Origin of the sequence: Sporomusa sp. GT1, assembly GCF_014634905.1 — a bacterium.
Lineage (GTDB): Bacteria > Bacillota > Negativicutes > Sporomusales > Sporomusaceae > Sporomusa > Sporomusa sphaeroides.
In genome coordinates, this window is record NZ_BMBX01000008.1 from 58,266 (window position 1) to 78,802 (window position 20,537).

Below are 20,537 nucleotides of genomic sequence, written 5' to 3' on the forward strand. Positions count from 1 at the left end.
CCCTGCCGCAGGCGTTATTATTTTTTCTCCCCAAGCTTGAAAAAAGCGTTATAGTTGGCTACTACCTGGTTAGCGCTCTCAATAGCGGCGTTTCTTTCCCTGATAATGAAATTCACATCATTTCCCGAGGCGTCAATATAGCCCTGCGCGGCTTTTAAATAAGCGTCCACAGCCGCGATATAGGCGGCGGTGGCTTTGGCGTCATTCATGGAAGCCGGCGATACCGGCAGCGGCGGCAGCTTTTCCTGCACAGTCGGATAAGCGACGGCAAAATTAGTGGCCGCCGGATCGGCCGGCACCGGCGGCTGCTCCTGAGCGGCAAGCGCCAGGCCTGCCACCCCCAGACAAAATAGAACCATAGCAATCCAGATTAGTTTTTTCACAGTATCTCCTTCTCCTGTCCGTGTTTTTAATTCTGCGCAGTGTCAGCCCAGATTTTGCGCATGAGCACCGGGTATTCTTCCTGCAGGTGGCGAAGGATGACATCAAGGGTCAGACTGACGAGCTGCGGTTCGAATTGTTCCGGCACAGCAGTCAGGCAAACGTCCAGAATCAGGGCATCGTCTTCGCTGATAAAATACTTAAAGCTTTTATAGGTCCGGTTCAGTTCATTGACATACAAGAGGACGCTTTGGCTGTCCGGCCCCTGAACGACTGCCGGTACAACCCGTACCTGCAGCGGTGTATGCAAGGTGTCGTCGGTGACAAACATGACCGGCAGTTGCTGTCCGCCCACCTCCAGATTGGTGCGGAAGATAACGGTGTGGAGATCGTCGTTCATAGCCTGTACACCAAAACAGGTGATCTGACCGGCTGTTAAAAAATCCTGAAACTTATTAGCTTTGATATTGCTGTTTTGCATGTGTCTTTCCCCTATTCTGTCTAAATTTTGCCGATGCCGTTACCGGCCTGGTTACACCCCGAACTGGTCGGCGGCGATCCACTCCATATTGAGGAGCGACCAAAAATCTGTCGCCAGCTTATTGAGGACATATTCATACGGCAGCCAGCCGTAGCCGGAGTCGCCCCAGGCACTGCCCCAGGAATTGCGGATAAGAAGCGCGCCGGTGGTTTCCCGGTTGTATTGGGTGTTTGTAATTTTCAAATTATCATCATAGCCAAAGGCCGCCACCGCATGGCCCCAGCTGGCCTTTTCATCCGGGCCGGGACCGGGGATGCCGCCGGGAACATCGGTAGCTGCAAACGAAGCAAAGCCGTAGAAGCCGAACATGGCCGGCACACCGGCGGCCAGATATTTTTTCACACTGCACAGCACATCGGCCGGTACCGTATTAGTGCCGGCAGGGTCGTGGCAGAAATACTGCAGCGCTTCATAGTTGTCGGCCACGGCATAGACAAAGGACGTCGGCTCTTTGTCAAAATCAGGAACCTTGTCAGTATAGGGCCAGTATTTTTCCGGCGGTACGCCGCACAAGGCCAATGACCCCATGGTATCGCGGATGTAAGACCCCTGGTCGCCGCTCACTCCTTGCAGGTTGCGGGCATTTTTATAGATAAACAGCCGCGAGGCGGCAAAATGCCGGCCAAAGGCCCGGTTCTGAAAGTATTCAATAATGGCCGCCGCCGCGTGGGCGGTGCAGGCCCCCAGCTGGCCCTGGTCCGGCACCGGCGTGCTGCACCATTGGCGCAGGTCGGCCTTGGGCGGCAGCGGCACAATCTTGTCAAGCCCCAGTCGTTTGATGATTTCCCGCAATTTGGGATGGCATTCGGTGTAGTCGCGCAGGTCAGGCAGCGGCGGCAGCCAGCCTGTCCCCACCGTGCGGTTGCCGGGCAATACTACTTGCAGTTTCATAAAATATATCCCTCCTTACAATGGACCTTGCGGCAGCTACCAGAAACCAGGCCTGGACAGTTCTATCCAGGCCTGGTAATTCTGCCGCTGCAATGCAGTTATTCCCTGAATGGGTTTTTCACCGGACAGGGCACTGTCTAGAAGAAATACCGCATTGTCATGTAATACGTCCGCCCCTGCTGCGGATAGGCAATGCTGCCGACGCTGCCGTCACTGGATCTGCGCCATACCTGGTTTGGCCCTTTGTCAAACAGATCGTTAACACCGGCCGTCAGCTTGACTGCTTTGTTAAAGTCGTATTTTAAGCCGATGTTGGTCAGCCCGAGCGAATCATACAGAGCAGTAGCATCCGGAGATTTGATATCCTCATAATAGATTCCGGTCTTATCCAGATAGTGGTATTCACCGAAAACGGTAAGTTTGTCGCCAGGGAAGCGATAGCTCAACCGGGCATTGACCTCCCACTCCGGTATCCAGGCGAACGGCCGTCCCTCATAGTTTACCGACTGCGAGGCGGGATTGTTCTTCCCTTTGGTCACTAACGAGTCGTTCCAGGTGGTGGCCAGCAGCAGGTTCCAACGCTGCCAGTCGAATTTCCCCTCCAGTTCCAGCCCCTGGATCTTGCCGGAATCCTGATTGGTATAGTACGCATAACCCTGGATGGGATTGATGTTATACACCGTCAGGTTCCGGGCATTCCGGTTGAAATAGGTCAGCGTCAGGTCGGTGTCGGCCTCAAGCGCCCTGCCCTGCCAGTTGGCGCTGATATCCCAGCTGGTGCCCCGCTCCACAAAGGAGTTGAGCAGAAAATCGGTATTGGAGCTGTTGTACGCCTGATAACGGGACAACACGTTGACCCCATCGCCAAAAATTTCATAGAAGTTGGGGAATTTGTAGTAAGTCCCATAGGTACCACGGAACGTCCAGTGGTCGTTTTGCACTTTTTTCAGCCCTAACCCGTAGGAATAGTTCCATTGACCGATATCGGGATCGCCCAGATCAACATCCATCTTCAGCTTTTGCGCCCGCAGCACCGGCGTAAAGAACAGGTTGCCGCTTTTATTCAGCGTCATAGTATCCTGCACTTGCAGGAAATAGTTGTCGGTTTGGTAATGCTTTTTGAAGAAATGCTTGTACTGGTTTACTTTGCCGGTCATGCCGGCAGGCACAGGCCAGGTGTTAGGCATGTTATGGTTGTCTACATCCATGGTTTCGCGGGAGTAGTCCAGCAAGAATTCCACCAGATGATTATCGCCAATTTTCCAGCTGCCATCAATCGCGCCGTTATAACGCCGGTTACGGAATTCGTTGTCGACAATCATCGTGCCCGGGCCGACGCGTTCGAGCTGCCGGGCGTTTTTCACCTGATGGGAGGAATCGATTTTCCAACCCCATTCCAGATTATCCGCAGTCTGCCGCCGTCCCACCAGCAGTTCGGTTTTCTCAATGTCCTGGAAATTGTATTTGGCGTTGTCAACCATATCGGCATTATTAGTGCTGGCTGACTGCGGAAAACCGGTACTGTTGTTTTTATAGGCCAGTTTGACAAACCAGTTGTCGTCCTGCCATTTTAAGAGGGCGTCAGTATTATGATAATCATTGTTTTTGCGCCATTTGGTTACCGCCTTACCGTTAATCCAGCCGGAATAACGGTGATCGTAGCGGAAATCGCCCTTGGCCTGATCCCGGTTGAGGGCGAACAGCAGGCTGCCGCTGCCGGCCGGGGCGGTCAGTTCCAGATTGCCGGTGTAGCCGTTAAAGGAACGCATACCGGCCGCAATGCTGCCGGTGGTTTCGGCCGGTTTCTTGGTGACGATGTTGATGGCCCCGCCCAAAGGCGCGCCGGCAAAGCGAGCCGGAACATAGCCACGGTAGACTTCAATATGGCTGACATTCTCCACCGGAATGGTGGACAGATCGACCGCCGCTTCGCTGGAGGAATTGACCAGCACGCCATCCACATAAATATTGACCTGGCTGCCGGTGGACCCCCGGACCCGGGCGACGGTGTAATGCCCGGTGCCGTTCAGCCGCTGGACATAAACGCCCGGCACAGTCTGCAGCAGATCGGGCAGGTTTTTCATCTCGCCCTTGTATTCCGGTACGGGAATGACCGAGACGGTACCGGGAGACAGTTTTTTCTCCCAGTCGGGCCGGGCGGCTTCGACCACCAGCGGAGTTAAGGCATAAGTGCCGGGGTCGCTGCTATCGGCAGTTATCTGAACGGTATTGTTCGCAGAACCGCTTGCAGCATAAGCAATCGCCGCCTGCTCAGGTGTATGCTCGGCAACCGCCGGCTGATCGGCCTGAACAGCTTGACTGGCTTGTCCACCCTGAGCGACCGGTACATCGGGTTCGGCCGGAGCCGTTGACGCGAACCGGGTCACGCCACTGCTATCGTCAATAACCGGGGTCAGGCCATTTGTTGTACCGGCCTGACCGGGCGCTGCTGCTTGCCCGGCAGCCAGCGACGTCAGCTTGCTGTCAAACTCCGCCGTCCGGTCTTGGACGGAAGGTCCGTTGAAGCGCCAGGACATACCGGCGTTAACCTGCCAGTCGGTGTTAACCTTACCGCCGGTGGTTTTGGTCAGCCCGACAAAGGCATTCTGGTCTTTGCCGATCTGCAGATTGGCCCCCAGGCCGAATTCAAACCAAGTGTCCTTGCCGGCCAGCGTGTTCACCGGCAGGCTGGCTCCCACCAGATAGTCGTCCCAGTAGCTGCTCCAGTACAGTGCATCAGCCCGTGCGCTGCCGCCGTCCTTAAAGTCGTGGTTGACCGCGGCTTTAGCGTAAACCAGGCCGCGTTTGCTGCCGCTGACGAAGTTTCGCCCGGCAGTCACGCCCAGGCGTCCGGTGAGCATTTCCACATTATCCTGCGTGTAGCGCATATTATTGGCGGCAGTATAACTGTGACCCCGCAGCGTACCGTAGGACAAACCGGCCTGCGGCTCGACATACCAGCCATTTGCCAGCTGTTTTTGATAGCCGTAGCGGAGGCCGGCGCCATAGGCCCAGGTACGGTAATCGTTTTGGAACAACTCCTCCTGCGAGTCGCGGAACTGATAGTCATTGCTGAGTTTGGAGCCCCGCACGCTCAGATCGAGATAATGGCCCTTATCGCCCAGCCAGGTGGTATACAGACCGATGCCCTTGCTGGTCAGTTCGCCGCTGCCGCGGCTGTAGAGCACTTCATTCGTGCCGTCCCTTTTGGTGTGCTGGTGAAAATCGGCGTCGGAATTGAGCATGCTCACAAACAGGCCGGTGTGCAGCCGTCCGCCGAACAGCCGTCCCTCCCGCTGCTTGTCGTAGCCGACCTGGATGCCGTTATAGCTCTGGCCGAAGTCGGAGCCGTAGGCCCCGTCAAAGCTGTATTTGCCCCGCCAGACCTGCGCCCAGGTCCCATCGGCACCTGCCGTCTGCCCCAGGCGGGCGGCGGCGCGCAAATCCTCGCCCCGCTGCCAGAACAGGCCGTCCTCTATCCGCCACAGGTTGCGCATAGAGAGCTGGGCGTTGGCGGCGCTGAATACGCCCTGGGACAGAAAGTCGGTACTAGTGGCCGTCCAGCTTAAATCATAATTTTTGGTAGCACCGGCGGTATAATTGGTGGTTAATGTCGGTACGAATAAATACTTGTGCAGCGCATCATCAATGTAGCTATTGTCAATCTCTGCCACAAAGCTTAAATTTGGTTCTACACTGGCAGTTAAATTTCTTAAATTAATAACTTGAGTCACCGTGCCTTGCAAAGTAATGGCCTGAGCAGCTTCCCAACTGCCGGACGGCACTCCGCTGTTTGACCCGCTGAAAAAACTTTTATCAAAACGGTATTGCACCCTGACTGTGGCAGCAGACTCGCCAGTTCCCAGCTGCGGGTTTTTAAAGGTAAATTGGGTTTTGAAATCTTTGCCGTATACTGTCCCTTTTAGAATCGCGCCATCATAGAAAACGGTTTTCGTCGCAGTGGTGTTGTTGTTATTAAAACCGCGAACAAGGCTTTTCCATTCTGCTCCCGATACATCATAATTATAATCTGCATACTTATAGGACATATCCAGGACGGCGCCGGCACCTATCGTTAAATCTCCGGAGCTGAACCCAACACTGTCCATCGGCCGCCAGATGCCACCGTCTTCAATAACCACCGCTTTATAGCGCAAGGCCGGTGTGTTCGTTTGATCGGTGTTAATCCAGGTTGTTTTTGTCTGCCCCGCGCCAATGGTGTAAATTGCAGGTCCAGTTCCTGTTCCCAGTTCTTTATCGTTGACCGTCTCACCGATTATTACAGGCCCCGCATACACCGGCGTACTACAGAGCAATGCCGACAATACTAATGACGTTAAAAGTTCCTTTTTTTTGCTATTTAGTTTTTTTCTTGATTTCAAGCTTGTCTTTCCCTTCTGCCATGCAATTTACTCAATAAAAAAGGCGGGGGAAAGGTTCACCCCGCCATACCTGCAGGTCTTACTTTTTGGCGGCCGCCACCTCGTCGAGCAGGCGTTTCCGTTCGAGCAGGGCCATGGCCGAGCTGGAGGCGAAGGCCGGCGCGACATAGCCTTTCAGTTGAGCGGGAGGCGCCACTTCGCCACCGTAGATAGTGATGGAATTGAGGTTAGGACTGCCGGCCAGTGTGGTAAGATTACCGATGCCTTCCGCATTGCCGACAATACCGCCGGTACCGTAGATGGCCAGATCGTTGCCGCGGGCGAACCAGGTCTTGCCGGTACTTTCCGAATAGAGCAGCGCCCAGAGATAGCCGGATAAGTTATCGGTTGCTATAAAGGTTGCCGTAGGATCTGGAGGGAAAGCTGATGTTAAATCACTAAGCAGTGCGTCCCCGGCATCGTTCAGTGAATCAATCGTAAGCCAGTACAAGCGCCAGGTCATGACCCAGCTGGCGTTATAGGCGCCGGTCAGAATGAAGACCTGGCTGCCACTTTCATTGAAGGTCAGTGCCCGGAAATCAAAGCGGTCAGTGGCTGGGTCAGTGTTATCAGCCGCCGCCTTAAGCAGGTTGGTGACCTCCAGGTCGCTCAAAGCCACCTTCTGGATTTTGGACTCCGGGTTCCAGACAATGGGGGTGGCGTTATGCTGCATGCCGCCGAGGGCGACCAGATACAGGAAATCGCCCTGGGGCTGAATGCTGAACGCGTTCTTGCCCGGCCACTCGCCCGGCCCGGGGTTGACGGTTGTTGTGCCGTGCGGGCCGGTGTAGGACGGTGTTCCGCTGAAATCCAGCAGGTGCTTGACCACGGTGCTGTTGACGTAGGTGGGGCTGGCGGTCAAAATATTAATGCCGCTGATGAACAGAGCGTAAAAGTAATCGCCGACAATTTGCAGGTCCACACCGTAGGAATCTTGAGACGTCGGGGGCGTCAGCCTGAAGTTGTGCCCGGCAGTGGTGTCAAGCGTATAGGTGTCGCCGGCGCTTTCCACGCGGAAAACGATTCTATTATCAAAGTCAATGCCGTAGATATAATAATGCTCGGTTGCATTTTCCGTGACTGTTGCCGTTTGGAATTTGTAAGGATTGGTGATAGGAATATTGTTGGAACCGCTGTCAACGACAGTCCACAGCGCCGGTCCGTAAATGGGTCTGCCGGGATTGATGCCGTCGCTCCAGGTGTCGGCGTTATAAATCATAAAGTAGCACGCAGCACCCCCGACACCCCATTGAATGGCCGGTACAATCGCCCGGTTATCGCCGTTGCTGTTTTTAAAGTAGAACACCTTTGTATCGCCGGGCAGTTGTTCAGTGTTGCTGGTCACCGGATTGACCCACTGGGTCACTACGCCTTTACTTTCAGTAATCACATCGCCGCTTGTACCGCCGCTGTATACGGCTGTTCCCAGATCGCCCTCGCCGATAAAATTGGGCGGCGGATAAGAATACACTGTGTACGCAACTTTACTGGACATAATGTTTCACTCTCCCATCGTTTTTTGGTGTTATTCTGCGACCGTCAACAGCTTGTGGGCTGTTGAGGTCTTTTCCTTAGTACCCACGGGAAAAGAACTCACCTCCTTGTTCAGAACTCCCTATCACAGTCTGTCCGGGCGCCGTTATCGCACCCGGGCGGGACGAACAGGCTAAGTTACGCTGTCGCCGCTGCTGCTTATTGTTTGAGCTTAGCTATCACGTCGGCGGTGATATCAATACCACCATAGACCACGGTTGCTGCGTCAATAATTACTGTTAGTCCTTTTTCCTCGGCGACGGCCTTAATGGACGCCTCGATTTTGTCCCCTACCGGCTTCATGAGAATGTCTTCCTTCCGGGCTTCCTCGCGGGCGATGGTGTCGTTTAAGGCTTGCCGCTCCGCGTCCGACAGGTCTTTGCTCCGGGTGTCATAGTCTTGCTGCGCCGCTTCGCGCAGGGACTGGATTTCCTTCAGTGTCTCCTGAATACCGGGATAGCTGCTGAAAATCTGCTGGCGGTTGACATAGCCCACGGTTTGCTCCGGTTTGGCCTTGGCCTTGGCGGCCAGCGCCCCGGCCGGGGCCAGCATGCCGCCCAGAAAACATACGGCAATAAGTAATAAAAGACTGCGTGTTAGTTGCTTCATGCCATTTCCTCTCTTGTTTGATTTGTGCTTCTAAGCAATAAAAAAACTCCCTCATCGGGAGTGGTTACGCTGTCCGGACGAAAGCCGTCCTGGCTTGTTGCGTAATCTCCTCCCCATACCTCGCAGGTCAAACGGTGATTGTCAGACAGGCAGTTCTCCTGGCTCCGGTTCATCACTCTCTCGCACCTTCCCAAAGCGTTCGCTCCAGTGGCATATCTGCGAGATTGCTCCCCGTTACAGTGGCGGGACCGCGCCGGCATTACACCGGACTTCCCTATTAAGCCCCGTAGGGCACCTATCCCAACGATATTCATTTGTCATCACTTTTTCATTCTATACAGGACTTTGAAGCATTATGCCGAAAAATCAGCAGATATTGTGCCCTTGCTGTTTGCACCTGGCAGCAAACTTCACATACGCTTCCAGCGCTTCGATAATGGCATCTTCCATCATTTCAGCCCTGCCGTTCTTCCCGGCTTCCTCAACAATGTGCTGAACCTGCCGGACATGATAGCCATAGTCCAGCAGCGCGCGGGTTAAGGTCTCGATCCTCCGGCGTTTCATAACTCACCTCTCCTACTACCGGACTGCGGTAAAATATATTCACATTCTCCCGCCGGCGCAGCATCTTTGGTTTGCTTGTCCCTTAAAGCACCGGCAAGGGGCTGCAGGCTGTCGCTATCCCCCTTTGATTATCTGTATTCGGCGCCGCTAAGCGACACCGGGTATATTGCTGTCATGGGCCTGGTCCATGACAGTGGCTCACAAATGAAACAAAAAGCGCCGACTATTCCGCCCGGCGGAACAATCGACGCTTTACCTGTTGCTAAAGCTGCCTGCTGCCGGTGCCGGGTCAAAAACCGCTCGCTGGCTGTCAGGCGAGAAAGCTCACCTTAACAAGCCTCCAGTCATATGTTAGCTCAGAGCTAGCCTATGCCTGCGAGTGTTCTTAATCCCAGACCTGTGCATCGCAGGCTGTACGGATATACATGTCTCAGCTGAGACACTAGAAACCAGGCAGTACCCTGACTTGGGTCATCACCACATTCTCCTTGGTAAGAGGCTTGCAGAAATATGGCTCTCCTTCACAGTTGCGAGACAGCGCCGGAATCACACCGGACTTCCCTTTTAAATCCGCCCTGACGACGGATACCTGATTTCGTATAAAGTTTTGTAAGATCATAACCTTGGATAAGCAACTAATTATCTGCAACAAATATAAAAAAGCCTTCCTGTGATGAAATATCCAGAAAGGCTTCTTGTAATCCGGCGAAACTGCCGTCACAAAATACGAATTGCATCGCAATCCCCTCCCCGATTCATCGCAGGTCAAATGGTGATCGTCATGCAGGCAGTTCTCCTGGCTCTGGCTCATCGCTCCTCCAAACCTTCCCAAGATCGCTGGATCTCAGTGGTATATCATGGATTCGCTCCCCATCACAGTGGCGGGTCCGCGCCGGCTTTAAACCGGCTTCTCTCTTAGGCCCATACGGGCACCTGCACCAAAGTACATTATTCTCTTTTTTTGTGAGAATTCCTTTAATTTCTTTGCTTCAAATATAGCACCGTTGGGTAATTTTGTCAACAACTTTTTTAGCCTGTATTTTATGTTATGCAGCTATATTGTGTCATAAAGCAACAGGAATAATTATATTTTAGCACAAGTACTTCTGCTTGTCACACTTTTTCCTTCGTCATTTTCCGACATATTTAGATAGCAGTTTTAATGACCAAGGCGCCTTCGTCATTAAAACGGACAACGGTATTGGCAGGAAATTCGACCACTTCCCCAGCCGTTGAACGCCAGGTCACCTTCTCTTTGAGTGTTCCAACGGCGACTTCCCCATTCTCATCGAATTCTATGGCTTGTTTAGCGCTGAACTTGACAAAACCGGCTGAGTCGTTTGCGGCAAGGTTGGTTCGCCAGCCTATAGGCCGCAGGTAGGTATCCTCGGCCAAAACACCGGACCGGATTGCCCCGGAATCATAAAAAGCCAGGACGGTATTTTCTCTCAAGGTCAGAAAGCCGTATTTCCCCGCCACCAGACGAACGGTGGCCTGCTCGGCAAGTGTGCCGCGAAGCACTTCTCCCTGTTCGCTGAAGGTAACCGGGGTTCCGCCTTTATAGCGCAAATGCCCGTAGCCGGGAATAGCCATATTATAGCTTCGTTCGATAAAGGAGCGATGAAACCGGGGGAAAAAGGAGCCGGTCGCATAGGCGGAAACGTAGTAGTAGTCATTAATTACTCTTTCCCAGCCGCGCGGCTGGAGAAAGGTATCGTCTTTCAAGGTACCGGAAATCACTTCACCCAAATCGTTGGTGGTCAAAATCGTGCCTTTTTTGAATTCGACCTTATCACCAACCGTCCACCCCTGGGGATGCAGCTTCGTATCCTTGGGCAAAGTTCTGGTTTCCGCCTGCACGCAGGGAACAACCAACAGAACTGCCAATACCACACCCAGCATGGCGCTCATCACGCGCCTAAAAGAGAAAAAATGTCTCATAACCTCCATCTCCTTAATGTAGGAATCTAAAACACGGGAATAGGGATACCCGTATAGTCAATTAACGCCGACGATTCCGCCCGGCGGAACAGTCGGCGCTGTGCAAAACAATATCGTCTAACTCTTGATACGCGTCCTTGCTGCTTTGATATAATCGTCTAATGAAACACCATCACTTTGAGCAGCTTCCTTGCGACCTTGCTCAAATATTTCATCAAAATTAGCTAAGACCTGGCGGTAACGGTGCTCCTCTTCCGAGTTGTATTGTTTAGCAATTGCCTTGGGTTTCACATCAGCCAAACATAACACCACCTTTAGACTTTCTAACCACAGTATAGCATTAATCCGCCTGGTTTATCAACTACGATACTTTGCGCTTATCGTCTAAAATTGATATTTCTTTGTTTCTTTGTTATAATTATTGCAGGGATATTTTGTTTATCATTTGCATATACTACAAAGGAGATGTTGATAATGCTCGCTAAAATGATGGAGCGTGGTCATGTGGATAGAAAAATTATTAGTGTTTCTCAAAAACGCCAAATCACTATCCCGCTGAAGTTTTTTAAGCAACTTGGCCTTGAAACAGAAGTGGAGTGCTTCATTCAGGATGATGCCTTAGTGATCCGGCGTCTGCGTAACGGTCATGAAAATTTTTCTGTTGAAATTCTAAAAGACCTTATTGCTAGAGGTGTCTCTGGTGAAAACCTTGTACGTCAGTTTGAACAGGAAACTAAAAACATAAGAACCGCTATTGGTATCATGACGTCTGAGGCGGAACGCATTGCCGCCGGTGAAAGTCCGGCTGCTTCCTTTGACGATGTATTTAGCGAGGATAAATAGAAAATGTATGAAATTCTATTTAGTCCTGCTGCTGAACGTTATTTTAAGAAGCTTAAGGATAAGCAGTTGCGCTTAAAGTTTAAAGATGCGCTCATCCGCCTTCAGGAAAATCCCTATATTGGCCGGGCCAAGCAAGGTGATCTTTCCGGCATTTACGGCTATGACCTGTACTACAACAAAACCAACTATGAACTTGCTTACTCCATTTTTGAGTTTGATGGTAAGAAGGTTGTTGTTTTACTTGCCGGTACTCGCGAAAACTTTTATGAGGAATTAAAGCGTCTGATCAAATAAAATATAGCCTTAGTCCAAAAAAAAACGGCTGGTTGTCTGTACACAATCAGCCGTTTCCTATACCTTGCTTCTCGCTGCCTCCTCCTACTTGCAGTTCCTCCCTTTTCTTTTCTTGCCCATCAGTAGGTTGGTTCTGATAAAGGTTTCTCCCTTAACACCGTTTTTATCATATTCTGCGCATTGAGCATAAAAGCCGTGAGCGGCTGTTCCAGGCGGCTTTGCTCATCCCGGAATTCTTGTTCATACCGGTGCAAAATCTGTTCTTCCTCATAGCCTTGTTCTGCTAGGCGCAGGATAAATTCCTTAGTTTCCCGGACAGCGGTGATGCAGTTTTGCCAGTAACCGACAGCAGCACTGTCATTCACCAGTCCATAATGTGGTGAAATGATGAAGCGCGGCTTTACTTTGCGGCATTTCTCGATAGAAGCCAGCGTGTCGGCACAGCTGGTGATAAATCCCGGATAAAGTTTGCCGGAAGCACTCAGATAGCCGGTCGATTCACTGAGAAACAGTGTTTCGTTATTTACCAGAAAGGATAAGGAGCAGCGGGTATGTCCCAAGGTTTCCAGTACCTCAATCCGCAAGCCGCCCAGCTCCAATATATCTCCGTCCCGGATAATGGTATCCACTTTCATCAGAGCATCGTCATACCAGGCCAGTTCGCCGGCATGAAAAAGCTTGGCTGCCTGCTCACTCAGTTTTCTAATAGTCGCCAAGGCATTTTCCCGCTTTAAAATTCGTTCCGCATACCCGGCGCCGCATACCTCACTGTTGGGCCATTCTTTTTTTAAAAAAGGAACCGCACCAAGGTGGTCATAGTGCGAATGGCTGATAAGGATATAATCCAGCGTCTTGTTGTTAAGATATTGTTTGATATTACTGATGAGTTGGGACGCGCAATACGCCATGCCGCAATCAATTAATGCCGTTTTTTCATTCCCTAATAGCAAAAAGGCGTTGCCGCCTTTGCCACCGGTTACATTTACAATTGTATCCATATTAGTCATTCACCTGTATTCTCTTGTGTATTCTCTTGCTGTAATAGTTTTAGCTTTCCGGCAGCAGCCGCAAATTACTGCGACCTATTTGCGCTCCTCCGGCTTGGCTAACTGTAAGTTAATATGGCAGTAGCCGCCCGGTGTTTTTGCCAAATACTGCTGGTGATATTCCTCTGCCGGGAAAAAATGCGCCACCGGCTCCACTTCGACGACAATTGGCGCGGTATAGTGCTCCTGCATGGTTGCAATAAAACCGTCAATAACGGCTTTATCTTCCGCTGCATTGTAGTACACGCCTGTCCGGTATTGTGTGCCCCGGTCCGGGCCCTGACGGTTTAAGGTGGTCGGATCAACGATCCGGAAGAAATGCTCCAGTATTTTCGGCAACGGCAGCATCGTTTCGTCATAAGTTACTTCACATACTTCGGTATGTCCGGTCATGCCTGTACATACCTGCTGATAGGTGGGTTGTTCGGTAGCACCTTGTCCATAGCCGACCCGGGTGCTCAATACGCCTTTAAGCTGCAGAAAATAAGCCTCAACACCCCAGAAACAGCCGCCGGCAAGCCATATTTGCTTCATAAAAGGACGCCTCCTCTTGTGTTTTCCCCGACTTAAACAAGTCCTTCCTATTTTCCGTTATTACAAGCTTTTTTATCCTTTGTTACTGTGAACCATGCCAGTCCCTCCGGCTTATGCTTTGCGTCCCCGGCACAATGCCTGCAGGGAAAGGCTCATGATAACAATCGCTGCCGCAGCCAGCGCCGCCTGGGGAAAGGATTTGAACAGAACATTGCCGAAACAGCTGAACGCGATGGCCCCAGGCACACTGCCCACCAGTGTCGCCAAAACATAGGGACGAAAGCTCACCTTCGACAAGCCGGCAAGAAAACTAACCGCATCCCACGGGATAACGGGAGCCAGGCGCAGCAGCAATACTGTGCGGAAACCATGACTTGCCGCCTGATTGTCCAATTCCTCCAGCACTGCCCATTTAGGCCAGGCTGTGAGCCGGTCACGCCCCAGCAGCCGGGCTGCCCCAAAGCATAAAGCAGCGCCGCCGGCTGTGCCGATAACCAGATAGATGGTTCCCCACACAGGTCCGAAGGCTAAGCCGCCGCCGATAGCCAAAACAGCGGCAGGAAAGAAAACAAGCGGGCGGATAATATTACAGACAATGTATAACAGCGGCCCCCAATAGCCTAATGACAGCATCATGTTCCGGATGGCTTCCGGTTTAAACCGTTCCAGCCCGAAGCCATAAAGATAGATAATGCCCAGCACGATAAAACCGGCAAAACAACCGGCAATGGCCGGCCTAAGAACCGTTTGATTATAGTATCTCATAAGTCTTAATTATAGACCTTGGATTACTTACCTGTAAAGAAAAATCTTGGCATATCCGGTAAGCCTTTAATCCTGCTGCGGGATAGCGATAATATATACATTCCGCACCACATGGCCGGGTTTGAGGTACTGAGCGTCAAACCACATATCCTGGAATCGTAAAGCGTTAAAGGAGGATACACCGTCCGGATTATTTGCCGACAGCCAATGCACGGCAGGATCGGCGAAAAAGATGGTATCAGGCCCTTTCCCTGGCGATTCAGAAGCTGCGTAATACCCGGTGACTACTACCCAGTGCCCTCCCCAGTCAATCCATTCCACCATTGTAGGGATTCCGTTCTTCAGGTTTTCCCGAAGCATTTCCATGGTTCCATTATAACCGACTGTTGCTTGAAAGCCATTTTTCTGCAACCAGTTTACCATTTTCTCCGGGGGAGTGCCAGGATGCTTGGAGTTCATATCACCGGTTCCCATTTCCCGGGCAATCAGCATTTCAGTTTCGTGGTTCATTGCCTGGTCGGAAAGAACATTGTACCAGTGCAGCAGAGACATTACGGCAGCCGGGCCACAGGTATAATCGGTGGTCTGTTGATAGCCTTTGACCCCAAGGTATGTATAGTAGGGGCCGTCCTTCATTTCATAATAGTTGGCAGCACCGGTCGAGTCCGGCAGCGGCAGGCTGCTCTCTTCACCGGCAAGGTTTAGCGTGGCAAAGCAGAGCAGGAGACTAAAGCAGAGCAGCGCCGTCTTCCAGCGATTAGCAGGTACCAGTTTAATCAACATATGGCCCCTCCTAATGAATAATGAAATAAAAAACAAGAGCAATAAATGTAGGTTACGCATTTATTGCTCTGGCGGTAGTTTCTATTGACATTAATGTATGACAGAAAAGCAGCATTAATTACTATTAATACACCAGCTTTTCTTTGCAAAATCCTCTGCAAACGCTTGTTAGCTGCCGCGCTTGTCCAGCTGCTTAATGGCTTTTTCGATTCTGGTCAAAGCCTCCAGCACAACACTCTGCCGGGTAGCAAAATTAAGCCGCGCAAACCCTGCTCCCTGCGTGCCGAAAGCCAGGCCCGGATTTAATCCTACTTTTGCCTGTTCTACCAGAAATTCGCTCAACCCTGCTGCATCGTTAAAGTATGCACGAAAATCCAGCCAGGCCAAAAATGTTCCCTCCGGTTTAACCACCTTAACGCCAGGCAGTCTTGCTTCCATAAAATCCACAAGCATAGCTGCGTTTTTCTCCAAATACACCAGCAAAGCATCCAGCCATGCCTCGCCTGCCTGATAAGCGGCTTCGGTAGCCAACACGCCAAAAAGATTATTGCGCCGCAGATGCATGCGGTTAATTTCTGTCTCGATTAGTCCGCGTCTCTGCTTGCAGGGAACAATAATAAAGGAGGTATTGAGTCCGGCGATATTAAAGGTTTTACTTGCTGCCATAAAGGTAATGCTCTGGTGGCACACCGGTGTGCCCAGTGAGGCAAATACGGTATGTTTATGCCCGCCGTATACCAAATCGCTGTGAATTTCATCAGACAGTACATCTACCTGATAGGTTTGACAAAGCTGATATACTCTGTCCAGCTCATCGCGCGTCCACACGCGGCCTACCGGATTGTGCGGGCTGCAGAGCAAGAGCAATTTGTTGTCCGGATTTGCCAGTTTCTGTTCCAAATCAGCAAAATCCATTTCATAGTAACCATTATGTGAAATTAACGGATTCTCAACAATGTTCCGGTGATTATCTTTGATCGAAGCAAAAAACGGGGGATATACCGGTGGCTGAATAATAATGCCGTCACCCGGTTTTGAAAGCGCCAAAATAGATAAAATGATGGCCGGAACAACACCGGGGGCCTGAACAATCCATTCTTTTTCAATATTCCAATCATGCCGGCGTCTTACCCAGTCGATAATTGCCTGGCTAAAGGCCGCCCGGTCACGGGTGTTATACGCATAAACAGGATGCCCGGCACGCTTTAAAACCTTCGCCGCTACCGCCGGGGGCGACGCAAAATCCATATCTGCAATCCACAGCGGCAAAACCTCTTCACTGCCGAACACACTGCCGATATCATCCCATTTGCGGCTATCGGTTCCCCGCCGGGCAATAAGCTGATCAAAATCAAACTCGGCGCTGCTGTTTCCCATATAGTTATTTCCTCGCTTGTCTACTTTTTTTGCCGCCGTTTCGCGCCAATAGATTACTGCTATTTTTTGGGCTGCAGCAAACGTTTGTAATAGGAATGAGCCGTATACAAAGCCGCTGCCGGATTGTGTCCGGTGATTCTGTCCTTGGTAATCAGCGTAGTAACCGGCGCCTGTGAATATTTGATGAACAGTGAATCATGTCCTACACACAGACCGATGACCACATTCAAATCGGTATTTTGGTAATTCAATAAACGCGCCTGCAAAATAGGATTACACATGGATTCAGGATTCCCCGGACGCACTTTTTCCTCTTCCAGTATCCCGATTTCCGTTTTGTCCACCGCCCCTACTTTGCAAATGGCACTGTAATAGGCCAGCCCTTTGGCTTCCAGAATAGCCGCGAAAATTTTGGCTTCTTCAATTAAGCCGGCGCAGGTGGCAATACCTATTTTTTTAGCGCCAATCCGGTTGGCAAATTCGATAATCTCCTCTACCCGGCTGAGCTTCCCGTAGAATAGCCCTTCTATCTGGGCTGAGGCCCTGGCAATAATGGCGTCCTGCTCATCGCCCTGCAAATGCCGTTTAATTTCCTCAATATCTTCGGCGACCGGATGGCCGTCAACAGCTTTGGTGGTCAGGCAAAAGCCTGGAAACTGCTTGTCTCTTGTTCTACAGTTATACACGCTGCAATGGGTGCAGCTGAGGTTTTCTTTGTCGTTTTTACCGGACATAATGATCATTTCCCCTTTTCCCTTATTGTCAGATGGTATACTCAGTAAACGAGATATAGCGTGATAAAAACTGTTTTGTACGCTCTTCCCTGGGATTATTTAATATTTCCGCCGGCGGTCCCTGTTCTACGATGACGCCCTTGTCCATGAAGATAACATTGTCCGCCACTTCCCGCGCAAAATTAATTTCATGGGTAACTACCACCAGGGTGGAGTTAACCTCCCGCGCTACCGTTTTCATTACTTCCAGCACTTCACCCACTAATTCCGGGTCAAGCGCCGAAGTCGGCTCATCAAACAGGATAACATCAGGATTAAGGGCTAAGGCCCGTGCTATGCCGATTCGCTGCTGCTGGCCACCTGATAATTCATGCGGATAGGCATCGGCTTTATCAGCCAGTCCGACTTTATGCAAAACCTGTAATGCCTGGGCTTTAGCCTCAATTTTAGGCAGCTTTCTGACAACAGTCAAGCCTTCCATAATATTTTCCAGGGCCGTCTTATTTTTAAATAAATTATACATTTGAAAAACCATGGCTGTATGCTGGCGGATTTTATGGATTTCGGCTGCCGATGCCTTGGCTACGTCGATATGGATATCATTGAGGATAATTTCTCCCTGGTCGGCCTTTTCCAGAAAGTTAACCGACCGCAAGAGTGTTGTTTTGCCGGAACCGCTTGGTCCTAAAATAACCGTTACCGAACCGGTGGGAATTGTGCAGTTGATTCCCTGTAATACTTTATTGGTCCCAAAAGATTTATGGATATTTTTAAACGTAATCATGGCTGAATTCCTCTCTTAAAAAAAGCAACTTTATCTTCAACTACCAGAAATATCTTTTCAAAGATGATACTCATGCCCCAGTAAATAAGGGATACCACTATATAAATTTCCAAATAGCGGTTAGTACTGGCCGAAAGCACAGTAGCAGCGCCAAATAATTCCATTACGGTAATCATAAAAGCAATGGACGTGTTTTTTAATAAATTCAGGAATTGATTGGCCATCAGGGGTAAGGCAAATACCGCCGCCTGCCTCAATAGGATGCGGCAAAACCCCTGCCACCAGGTCATCCCGACAGACAGCGCCGCTTCCATCTGCCCTTTATCAACCGATTGTACCGCAGCGCGAAATATTTCTGATAAGTAAGCGCCGGTGCTGATGGTCAGCCCAATAACAGCAAAAGTCATAGCCGGAATTTGATTAAACTCTATTTTCCTGCCGGTGGTTTCCGATAACAGCATCAGGGCGACCGGTAAGCCAAAAAATACGATGTACAATACGATCATGGTAGGCAAGGCTCTGCCCAGCAGTACATACAGGTCGGCCAACCGGCTCAAAACAGGTATTCTTTTTATACGAATAACCATAACCATAATCCCCAGTATACTGGCAAGCAGCATACTGGTGGCCGCCAGCCCTAAGGTCACGGGAATATATCTGATTAATTGTAAAAACATTTCACCCAGAAAATGAGGGTCAATAATCGTATTCATCATGATAGTATCTGCTTTCTTTCTTTTTCATCCAATGAATCAGGCAGTTAATTCTTTGCCTAAGGTGGTTTGACGCTCCAGGAAACCGGTCGCCGCCTGGATGGCAAAGCATAAGAGAATATAGATAATGGCGATATCCACATATAACTCTAAATGACGATAACTGTAAGAGCCCATTAAATCGGCTTTGCGCAGCATATCGACAACACCGACATTAAAGATTAATGATGTACCCTTTAAGGTTGAAATTACGTTATTGCCTAAGGCCGGAATCGCCATCCTGAAGGCCTGGGGCAAAATAATGCGAATATACGCCTGGCAGCTATTCATGCCAATGGAATGAGCGGCTTCCAACTGCCCTTTATCTACCGCTAAAATACTGCTGCGCATAATTTCGGCAATATAGGCGCCCGCATGTATTGACATGACGAGAAAGACAAACAGCAACCCGGGGATTGAGCGGATATCCTGATAACCCAGGCTTTGCAGCAATTGCGGCAAGCCAAAGCATACTAAATATAATTGTACTAAGAACGGAGTGCCGCGGATAAAAGAAATATATACAAGGCTAATTTGATTTAACGCTTTTATTTTATTAATACGGATTAATGCAACCAGGCAGCCAAGCAAAATGCCAAATACCTCGGCAACAATTGTGACGATAATGGTAACATCAATATAGGATAATAAAATCGGAAACGCTTTTAACATATAATCAATACTGAAATAACTCCCCAAGCTGTCCCCTTCTTTCTCCGCCTTAGCTCCGGCAGGAATGCGGGGAACTAAGGCGGCTGGAATAGGAATCCCTTACTTTTGCGGAACAGTATAATCCTTGCCTAAAAATTGTTCAGATAATTTTTTCAAGGTGCCGTCTGCCCGCATTTCTTTTAAGGTCGCATCGATCTTGTCGGCTAATTTCTGGGACTCTGCATCTTTACGCAGGGCAAAGCAGGTAGGATCACTGGCGATGGAAGCGCCAACCGCTTTTACATCAAGCCCCAGTGTCTTTTTGGCTTCATTGATGGCTACTTCGTATGCCGGGGTTGCATCCACACGCCCGGTAACTACCAGATTCATGGTTTCGGTGGTTCCCTTGTCAGTGTATACCAATTCGATCTTAGGCTCGGCAGTTTCGTTGTATTTTTGCAGTTGACGGGTTACTTCACTGCTGCTGGTAACCGCCACTTTCTTGCCCCGCAAATCATCAATACTTTGGATGTCTTGCCGGTCGCCTTTCACCGCCAGTTTACGGCTGGTATAATTGTTAACTTCTTTTGTAAAAATGCTCTTATCCGCTCTTTTAGGGTTTTCGACAATCTGATTGGCAATAATATCAACCTGACCGGCTTCTAAACCTAAAAAGCCGGCATCCACACTCATTGTTTTAAAGGCAAATTTAATGTTAGGATTTCTTTTTTCAATTTCCCGTAAAATTTCTATATCATAGCCGGTCAAATGGTCTTTTTCATCCATATAAGTAAACGGTCTGAAGGTTCCCCGTGTCGCCACCTGATATACTTTTACTGCTTTGTCCTCTTGTTTAGCTGCCTGTTTACTATTCTCGCTTAACCCGCAGCCCGCACTAAGCGCCAGGCCCAGGATTAATATACTTGTCAAAAATAAGCTTCTGTACTTTTTGGTGTTAATAACTGATTTCATATCCTTCGCTCCTTTTTCGTATAAAGTGGATTTAGTTTCCTTACGAAGGTATTAGCTTGAATTCATCCTTGTTTCCTCCTCTATTACCACTGTCCCGGGGAAATGAGCTTGCAGCCAAACA

The 20,537-nt window shown here is 50.1% G+C and carries 22 protein-coding genes and 3 riboswitches; of the genes, 3 read left to right on the plus strand and 19 right to left on the minus strand.

From position 1 onward, the window contains the following. Positions 1-17: 17 nt before the first annotated feature. From GT1_RS11350 to GT1_RS11380, 7 genes are all read right to left on the minus strand, one after another. Positions 18-383, minus strand: coding sequence for a hypothetical protein (locus GT1_RS11350; protein ID WP_188398799.1), 366 nt, complete (start codon positions 381-383; stop codon positions 18-20). Between the two features lie 26 nt (positions 384-409). Beyond that, complete coding sequence (locus tag GT1_RS11355; RefSeq protein WP_188398800.1) at positions 410-862, minus strand: histidine kinase; 453 nt, start codon at positions 860-862, stop codon at positions 410-412. A 51-nt stretch (positions 863-913) separates the two neighbouring features. Next, the gene (locus GT1_RS11360) at positions 914-1,813 is read right to left on the minus strand and encodes a C1 family peptidase (RefSeq protein ID WP_188398801.1); all 900 of its coding nucleotides are present in this window, start codon (positions 1,811-1,813) and stop codon (positions 914-916) included. A gap of 137 nt (positions 1,814-1,950) precedes the next feature. Further along, a complete protein-coding gene (locus GT1_RS11365) occupies positions 1,951-6,195 on the minus strand; it encodes a TonB-dependent receptor domain-containing protein (RefSeq protein ID WP_188398802.1) in 4,245 nt (1,414 codons plus the stop codon). Between the two features lie 79 nt (positions 6,196-6,274). After that, positions 6,275-7,729 carry a hypothetical protein gene (locus GT1_RS11370; protein ID WP_188398803.1) on the minus strand — a complete coding sequence of 485 codons (1,455 nt, stop codon included), beginning with the start codon at positions 7,727-7,729 and terminating at the stop codon, positions 6,275-6,277. 197 nt (positions 7,730-7,926) lie between these two features. Continuing rightward, positions 7,927-8,376 carry an OmpH family outer membrane protein gene (locus GT1_RS11375; protein WP_188398804.1) on the minus strand — a complete coding sequence of 150 codons (450 nt, stop codon included), beginning with the start codon at positions 8,374-8,376 and terminating at the stop codon, positions 7,927-7,929. 130 nt (positions 8,377-8,506) lie between these two features. Beyond that, a riboswitch (cobalamin riboswitch) is annotated at positions 8,507-8,690 on the minus strand. 52 nt (positions 8,691-8,742) lie between these two features. Beyond that, on the minus strand, positions 8,743-8,940 hold the full coding sequence (locus GT1_RS11380; RefSeq protein WP_188398805.1) for a hypothetical protein: 198 nt from the start codon (positions 8,938-8,940) through the stop codon (positions 8,743-8,745). Positions 8,941-9,015: 75 nt separating this feature from the next. Here GT1_RS11380 and GT1_RS11385 point away from each other — a divergent pair, with 75 nt between their 5' ends. Further along, the gene (locus GT1_RS11385; RefSeq protein WP_188398806.1) at positions 9,016-9,273 is read left to right on the plus strand and encodes a hypothetical protein; all 258 of its coding nucleotides are present in this window, start codon (positions 9,016-9,018) and stop codon (positions 9,271-9,273) included. A gap of 101 nt (positions 9,274-9,374) precedes the next feature. Beyond that, a riboswitch (cobalamin riboswitch) is annotated at positions 9,375-9,548 on the minus strand. 160 nt (positions 9,549-9,708) lie between these two features. Beyond that, positions 9,709-9,892, minus strand: a riboswitch (cobalamin riboswitch). A 194-nt stretch (positions 9,893-10,086) separates the two neighbouring features. Here GT1_RS11385 and GT1_RS11390 read toward each other — a convergent pair. Beyond that, complete coding sequence (locus GT1_RS11390) at positions 10,087-10,881, minus strand: hypothetical protein (RefSeq protein ID WP_188398807.1); 795 nt, start codon at positions 10,879-10,881, stop codon at positions 10,087-10,089. Positions 10,882-10,998: 117 nt separating this feature from the next. Beyond that, positions 10,999-11,181, minus strand: coding sequence for a hypothetical protein (locus tag GT1_RS11395; protein WP_188398808.1), 183 nt, complete (start codon positions 11,179-11,181; stop codon positions 10,999-11,001). A 174-nt stretch (positions 11,182-11,355) separates the two neighbouring features. Here GT1_RS11395 and GT1_RS11400 point away from each other — a divergent pair, with 174 nt between their 5' ends. Together GT1_RS11400 and GT1_RS11405 are read left to right on the plus strand one after the other, a co-directional pair. Continuing rightward, positions 11,356-11,724 (plus strand): AbrB/MazE/SpoVT family DNA-binding domain-containing protein, encoded by a 369-nt coding sequence (locus GT1_RS11400; RefSeq protein WP_188398809.1) that lies wholly within the window; start codon positions 11,356-11,358, stop codon positions 11,722-11,724. Between the two features lie 3 nt (positions 11,725-11,727). Beyond that, positions 11,728-12,018: a type II toxin-antitoxin system RelE/ParE family toxin gene (locus GT1_RS11405; RefSeq protein WP_188398810.1), complete on the plus strand. Its 291-nt coding sequence runs from the start codon at positions 11,728-11,730 to the stop codon at positions 12,016-12,018. Between the two features lie 119 nt (positions 12,019-12,137). On the opposite strand, the gene GT1_RS11410 is transcribed toward GT1_RS11405, so the two are convergent. From GT1_RS11410 to GT1_RS11455, 10 genes are all read right to left on the minus strand, one after another. Further along, positions 12,138-13,016 carry an MBL fold metallo-hydrolase gene (locus GT1_RS11410; protein WP_223226192.1) on the minus strand — a complete coding sequence of 293 codons (879 nt, stop codon included), beginning with the start codon at positions 13,014-13,016 and terminating at the stop codon, positions 12,138-12,140. Between the two features lie 84 nt (positions 13,017-13,100). Beyond that, positions 13,101-13,598, minus strand: coding sequence for a peptide-methionine (S)-S-oxide reductase MsrA (msrA, locus tag GT1_RS11415; RefSeq protein WP_188398812.1), 498 nt, complete (start codon positions 13,596-13,598; stop codon positions 13,101-13,103). Between the two features lie 111 nt (positions 13,599-13,709). Further along, a complete protein-coding gene (locus tag GT1_RS11420) occupies positions 13,710-14,363 on the minus strand; it encodes a TVP38/TMEM64 family protein (protein ID WP_188398813.1) in 654 nt (217 codons plus the stop codon). 66 nt (positions 14,364-14,429) lie between these two features. Next, entirely contained in the window at positions 14,430-15,146 is a 717-nt protein-coding gene (locus GT1_RS11425; RefSeq protein ID WP_188398814.1) for a peptidase C39 family protein, read from the minus strand. 168 nt (positions 15,147-15,314) lie between these two features. Further along, complete coding sequence (locus tag GT1_RS11430) at positions 15,315-16,523, minus strand: MalY/PatB family protein (RefSeq protein WP_188398815.1); 1,209 nt, start codon at positions 16,521-16,523, stop codon at positions 15,315-15,317. Positions 16,524-16,582: 59 nt separating this feature from the next. Then, positions 16,583-17,257 carry a DUF1847 domain-containing protein gene (locus GT1_RS11435; protein ID WP_188398816.1) on the minus strand — a complete coding sequence of 225 codons (675 nt, stop codon included), beginning with the start codon at positions 17,255-17,257 and terminating at the stop codon, positions 16,583-16,585. A 28-nt stretch (positions 17,258-17,285) separates the two neighbouring features. Further along, on the minus strand, positions 17,286-18,041 hold the full coding sequence (locus GT1_RS11440; RefSeq protein WP_188398817.1) for an amino acid ABC transporter ATP-binding protein: 756 nt from the start codon (positions 18,039-18,041) through the stop codon (positions 17,286-17,288). Continuing rightward, on the minus strand, positions 18,038-18,757 hold the full coding sequence (locus GT1_RS11445; protein WP_223226193.1) for an amino acid ABC transporter permease: 720 nt from the start codon (positions 18,755-18,757) through the stop codon (positions 18,038-18,040). Before GT1_RS11445 ends, GT1_RS11440 begins: the two co-directional genes overlap by 4 nt. Before the next feature lie 36 nt (positions 18,758-18,793). Then, complete coding sequence (locus GT1_RS11450) at positions 18,794-19,465, minus strand: amino acid ABC transporter permease (RefSeq protein ID WP_223226194.1); 672 nt, start codon at positions 19,463-19,465, stop codon at positions 18,794-18,796. 99 nt (positions 19,466-19,564) lie between these two features. After that, a complete protein-coding gene (locus GT1_RS11455) occupies positions 19,565-20,416 on the minus strand; it encodes a transporter substrate-binding domain-containing protein (protein WP_188398819.1) in 852 nt (283 codons plus the stop codon). Between the last annotated feature and the right edge of the window lie 121 nt (positions 20,417-20,537).